This is a genomic window from Virgibacillus sp. FSP13 (assembly GCF_054048505.1).
The window spans coordinates 42869-49345 of sequence record NZ_JBSVKG010000027.1 but is presented as its reverse complement, the minus strand read 5'-3'; the positions used below and the strand labels follow the sequence as shown (position 1 = coordinate 49345).

The following is a 6477-nucleotide window of genomic DNA, read 5'->3' as shown; positions in this document are numbered from 1 at the left end:
ACGGGGGCTTCGGACACGTGCTGTTCCCGCAGGACAAGGAAGGCTTCGTCAGCGATACATCGCACGAAGAAAAAGTGCTTTTCTTTTTCGAGGAGTCACCACCCTCCACTCACCCGGACTAGTGAAGTGGTAGGATACTTTATAGAACACTTACTACTACGATTAATGGTAGTAAACGCAATACCAGCGGAGGAAATACACGGAGACTCCGGCGGGAGGAAAGGCCTAGGTGAGACCCCGCAGAGCGACAGCTCGAGGAGGCTCAGCAGCCGCCCGCGGAAAGCGTAGTGTATTTCCGGAGCGGGTAAACGCACCAATCATCATTTCAAGTTTCGTCGCATTTTATATCAACTACGAAATTAAAAAGCAACAAACGTTACGTAAAGAACTAAAAAAGAAACACTTTTTCTGTGTGCGATGTTTCTTGTAGTAGTTTTTTGTCATGTGGTTTCATCGACACTAGTACGTCCTGTACGTTGAAGCTGAGCATGGCCTACTTTGTTGTTAGCTAAAATAGAACCCAGCTTTTATACTTTCTTAATTTATAGGAAAAAAACAACCTCTCCATTCAATATGGGAGGTTGTTTTGAAAACTGTATTATTCTTTTTTATTGTCATCATCTACAGAGTCAGAATTGTCTTGCCGTTCTTCTTTTTCTTCTTCTAGATCCTCTTTAAGTTCAACTTCTGCTCGTGCCTTTGCTTCATCATACGTTTCCGGTGCTGTGTCATCATCTTGTTTTGATTGGATGTTGACCCGAACATCATCTTTGTCAGATGTTGTTTGTGATGCTTCTTCTGTTATTTCCTCTGGTTCAGGAAGCACACCATCCTCAAACAACCCTTTTATTTGCTTAGCATCTAACGTTTCCACTTCAAGAAGTGTTTTAGCAATTAGCAATAACTGATCTTTGTGTTCAGTAAGAATTGTTTTTGCACGATCGTAACAATAATTAATAAAGTTTTGCATTTCCATATCAATTTCATGTGCGATGGCGTCACTATAATTTTGCTCATTTTGGATGTCCCGTCCTAGGAAGACATTTCCGCCACCACCACTATTGAATTGCAATGGACCTATTTTATCACTCATGCCATATTCCGTGATCATTTTACGGGCGATACCTGTTGCACGTTCAAAGTCATTCGATGCTCCGGTACTTACTTCACCAAAGACGATTTCCTCTGCTACACGACCACCTAACAGACCGGTAATTTTGTCAAATAATTCAGGCTTGGTCATAAAGTAACGATCCTCTCTAGGAAGCATCACTGCATAACCACCGGCTTGCCCACGGGGGACAATTGTAACTTTATGAACCATATCAGCATCATCAAGTACCATACCAATAACTGTATGACCACTTTCATGGTGTGCCACAATGTTACGTTCTTTTTCTGAAATAACTCGGCTCTTCTTAGCTGGGCCGGCAATAACACGGTCAATTGCCTCGTCAACATCAAGCATGTCAATCATACTTTTATCTTGTCGGGCTGCAACTAACGCCGCTTCATTTAATAGGTTTTCTAGGTCAGCACCTGAAAAACCTGGTGTACGCATTGCAATTGTTTTAAGGTCAACTGTATTATCAAGCGGTTTGTTTCTAGCATGTACCTTTAATACTTCCTCACGACCTTTAACATCTGGTCGATTAACTGGAATCTGACGATCAAAACGACCTGGACGCAATAATGCCGGATCTAGAATATCTGGACGGTTTGTTGCTGCGATAATAATAATACCTTCATTCGCACCAAATCCATCCATCTCAACAAGAAGTTGGTTAAGGGTTTGTTCACGTTCATCGTGACCACCGCCAAGTCCGGCACCACGTTGACGACCAACCGCATCAATCTCATCGATAAATATAATACATGGAGCATTTTTCTTCGCATTTTCAAATAAATCCCGTACACGAGACGCACCGACACCAACAAACATCTCAACAAAGTCTGAACCACTGATTGAGAAGAACGGTGTACCAGCTTCGCCAGCAACTGCTCGTGCTAGTAATGTTTTACCTGTACCTGGAGGTCCTACTAATAAGACACCTTTTGGAATGCGTGCTCCAATGGTTGCAAATTTACGAGGATCCTTCAAAAATTCAACAACTTCAACAAGCTCTTGCTTTTCTTCATCTGCTCCAGCTACATCTTTGAAGCGAACTTTTTTCTTTTCCTCACTATACATTTTCGCTTTACTCTTACCAAAGTTCATCACGCGACCGCCGCCGCCTTGCGATTGACTAAGAATAAAGAAGAAAAATAGTCCAATAATTAGAAATGGAATCATCGTTGTCAAGAAGGTAACCCATCCGCTTGGCTGTTCCTCTTCCTCGACATTCAATACACTTTGTTCCTGTGCTTTTGTTGTGATGTCAGCAACTACATCAGTGTTATTCGGAACCTGTGCAATGAATTGTTTATCATCATCCTCAAGTGTTCCTGTTAAACGCATAATTCCATTTGCTGGTTGCATCGTCACTTCAGCGATTTCACCATTATTTAAGGCTTGCATAAATTCTTCTACATTATATTGTTCTGCCTGATCATTTTGTCCTTTAAATACTCCTATAACGCCAATAATGACAAGAAATATAAGGAAATAAAAGATCACATTCCGAAATAATCGGTTCATTGCCTACCTCCTCCCAAGCGGGAAAAACTATATTACATAGTACCATACGAAAAAGTTTGAATACAACTAATTCCACTTATAAATGGCATTTAATTTCTCACTATTTTTTGCAATTTGTAGAACTTGAAATGTTTGTGAAATACGACATTAACTCTTCCTATTTTGGTTATGCTTCTCCACCATATATTTTCGGTTTTAATACACCGATATACGGTAAATTACGATACTTTTCTTCATAATCTAAACCATAACCTACAACAAACTCATTTGGTACATTAAACCCAATAAGATCTGCTTTAATATTTGCCGTTCGCCCTGAAGGCTTATCCAACAAAGTTACAATTTTAATTGACCTTGCTTTACGATATTTGAATAAATCAACTAGATAACTTAGTGTTAAGCCACTGTCAATGATGTCTTCAATAATTAACAAGTCCCGACCTTCTACCTTTGTATCTAGGTCTTTTACGATTTTTACTTCTCCAGATGAACGCATTTGACCTCCATAGCTCGATACGTCCATAAAATCCATTTCTAAGTATGTTTCTACATGTCTAAGCACATCAGACATAAATGGCATTGCACCTTTTAACACACCAATTGCGAGCGGGAACTTGCCGTCATACTCTTCTGTTAGCTGTTTACCGATTTCTGCGCATTTTTTTGCAATATCTTCTTGTGATATCAATATCTTTTCAATATCATTATGCATTTTCCGTTCCTCCTACACACTGCCTTTTTCATAAATGATTTTAATATATGAGGTGTTGTTTGCCTGTTTTTTTGGCTGTCCCTTTTTTAACCCGATAAGCCATAGGATCTCTCCATTATTATCGGTAACAATTGGCCATTTATCCCGTTCTTTCATCGGAACCTTTGCATCTATGAAGATATCTTTGATCTTTTTACTTCCGTTTAGCCCCTTCCAGCTCATACGGTCTCCATCCTGCCTCATTCTAATATGTAAAGGTAACGCGATTTCTTCTCTTCTGCATACATACGTATTCTCATCTGTCACCCCCGGATTATCGGTGAAATTTGCTACTACTTTTGATCCATCCGGTAATATTATTTCCCCGGGAATAAGCAGTGTTTCATTCACCTTTAGCGTTTGGGATTCATTAAAATGAAAGTAAAATCTCAATTGCTGGTACGTCTTTTCCACTATTAATTGATGTGGAAAGTCAATGTGGACATTAGCCTTTTTGCTGGTTAACAACACAAAAAACTGCTCCTCATGAACATACGATAAATCCTTTGGTAATTCATCATATAGATAGTTTAATATTAGATGATAGAAACGCCTTTGTAAAGCAAGGGGATATGTTTGGAAAGCATCAATTTTAAATGTTGCCACACGTTTATCCTTATCTAACGTAACTACCTTATCCAAAAGTCTTAATGCCTCATTAACTAAAAAAGTTTCGTCAGCCTGCAGGTTTTCACTTAAATGTTGCACTGTAGTATGTATATTGTTGTTTTGTGTTTTTATTAACGGAATAACTTTATTTCGAAAATAGTTCCTTGTGAAATCCGTTGTTTCATTAGTTGGGTCTCTCCTTGGAATAATATGATGTTGCTTGCAGTACGACTCTATTTCGTTTTTTGAAATACTTAAAAGCGGACGAACAATAAAGCCTGTTGCAAATGGTCGCTTAATAGGTATTCCTGTAAGTGTCCTTGGGCTGGCTGATCGTGTAAGTCCCATAAGCATTGTTTCAACTTGGTCATCGCCATGGTGACCAAGCACTAAATAATCTGCATGCTCCTTGTGCATTTGTTCGGAAAATATTTGATAGCGTAATTCCCTAGCTGCAACTTCTGTGCCAATCTTTCTACTTTGTTTATACGATAGTACATCGACAGAAGTTCCATAAAAATCAATTCCCCACTTATCACACATTTCCTTCACATAAATCAGATCTGCTTTTGACTCGTCACCTCGTAATTGATGGTCAACTGAAATCGCAACTAAACGTAGATTGTACTCCGTTCGAATGGAGGATAGAAGGTGTAAAAGAGCCATGGAATCAGGACCTCCCGACACCCCAACTAATACCGTTTTATCTATTTCTAATAAATGGTGCTTCTTAATAAATGAAATAACTGCTTCACGCATTTTTTACCCAACCCCAATTTATTTACTAACCATTTTACTTTATCATATTTTCAAATACGAATGAATTCATGGTACCAGTAGGGATGATAGATAAAAAACCACCGATAATACAAAAATACCAGTTGCCTCTATTACTGCCGGTCCTTTTACAGTTGGATTTTTCCTCCTAGTCGTTCGTCTATTTGCACTCCTTCTTTGCGCTTGATAGATCGTACTAGCCAGTTCTCTCCTCATTTGTGCACTAGATTGATATTTTCCTTGAATCGCCTTTTTTAAACAAGGCCGATACAATCGTAATGCCTTAACTTCATTAATTTTAGAAATTAATGTTTTTTCCGGGTTTGGCCCTTTTTGGAAGTGCTTAGGAAAATAGATACTTAAAAAAACCATTGTAAAGGCAAATAGATCATAGGATGGTTCCGCTCGTCTAGAACCCATTCCCCAGTAACCACGATCAAAAAATTCGGTATATTCCTTGATAGCTCTACCAATTTGTGTTGTACCTCCAACATCGATCCAACGAACTTTTGGTGGAGATGATAATACGAGCAAATTCTCGGTTTTTAAATCACCAAACACCCATCCCGCTTGATGTAGTTGCTCCAAGTCTTCTAGTAATTGGAGCATAAACACGCCAGTCCACTCACTTCCATTTCGATTAATAAAACTAGGAAGTGTTTCACCTTGCAAATATTCCATTACGTAGAAGGTATGCTTTATTCCATGAGGTGTGACCCAGTCATCGACGTCGAATAAAGAAGGCCCAAGCCGATTTCCTTGGACCTTTTCGAGCGACTTTAATACATTGACCTCCATCGTCATCGATGCACTGTTATCACTGATTTTTAGTGCCCTAGCTTTACCATTGCACTCACACAGATATACAGAGCCTATAGCACCACTTCCTAACTTTCGTTTAATGACATAACGATGTTTGTGCCACTTCCCCCTAATGGTCATGCCCGGCCTTAATTCAATACCCTGTTTCTTCCATGCTTGATTCATCCTCATTACGAAGGCTCCTTAACAAACTTTTTTTGCCAAATTGATACATTGCCTCCCGTATCGCCGGACCTGTAGGAGTGATTCCACCACTGGTTAACTTCGGAAAAACTGTTGATACAGCATCCAGCTTTGGCGACCAGTCAAAAACCTTTTGTATACTTTCACGTTTACCAGGGAAACTAAAAATACAAAAGCGATTCCGACCAATTCGTGCGTTTAAGCTGATCGACAAATCAATTAATGCCTCTTTCACGGTTGGAAGTTTGTCATGCATGCTAGCACTCGTATCAACTAGGACAAGTACCTCAAGGTCACACGTTTCCCCCATATCCTCAACTACTTCAATAATTTCGCCACGTTTTTCTGGCTCCAGATCATCCATTGATTGATTGGGTCCTAATATTTGTTTTAGTTCTTGATTAACAAAACCTTGTAATGTTTGCGTCATTGCCTGTTTTGTTACTGTTTGTACTGTTTGTGATAATGCTTGCTTATAGACTAGCTGACTCACACCACCACCAGATAGTGCAATGTCTTCTACTTCTCTGAGCCCTTCAGGATCTTCTGTCTGGTCATCATTTAATATTCCAATCACATTAACCGTTATGCCTTGTTGTGACGCAATTGCCGCCGTTGCTGCAGGACTCTCTCCTCTATTCGAGCAGCCATCTGTTATTAATAAGATTTGTTTTAACGTCCCTTTTTTCATCAAAAA

General features: G+C 39.4%; 5 protein-coding genes. All 5 read right to left on the bottom strand.

The annotated features are described in order from the left end of the window. Window positions 1–598: 598 nt before the first annotated feature. The gene (ftsH, locus tag ACW2QC_RS17470) at window positions 599–2638 is read right to left on the bottom strand and encodes an ATP-dependent zinc metalloprotease FtsH (RefSeq protein ID WP_457545223.1); all 2040 of its coding nucleotides are present in this window, start codon (window positions 2636–2638) and stop codon (window positions 599–601) included. Window positions 2639–2804: 166 nt separating this feature from the next. After that, window positions 2805–3350 (bottom strand): hypoxanthine phosphoribosyltransferase, encoded by a 546-nt coding sequence (gene hpt, locus ACW2QC_RS17465; protein ID WP_457545222.1) that lies wholly within the window; start codon window positions 3348–3350, stop codon window positions 2805–2807. Window positions 3351–3362: 12 nt separating this feature from the next. Continuing rightward, window positions 3363–4757 carry a tRNA lysidine(34) synthetase TilS gene (gene tilS / locus ACW2QC_RS17460; RefSeq protein ID WP_457545221.1) on the bottom strand — a complete coding sequence of 465 codons (1395 nt, stop codon included), beginning with the start codon at window positions 4755–4757 and terminating at the stop codon, window positions 3363–3365. A gap of 66 nt (window positions 4758–4823) precedes the next feature. After that, a complete protein-coding gene (locus ACW2QC_RS17455) occupies window positions 4824–5768 on the bottom strand; it encodes a protein kinase domain-containing protein (RefSeq protein WP_457545220.1) in 945 nt (314 codons plus the stop codon). Then, the gene (locus ACW2QC_RS17450) at window positions 5731–6471 is read right to left on the bottom strand and encodes a hypothetical protein (protein ID WP_457545219.1); all 741 of its coding nucleotides are present in this window, start codon (window positions 6469–6471) and stop codon (window positions 5731–5733) included. The genes ACW2QC_RS17455 and ACW2QC_RS17450 overlap by 38 nt, the downstream gene beginning before the upstream one ends. Window positions 6472–6477: the final 6 nt, after the last annotated feature.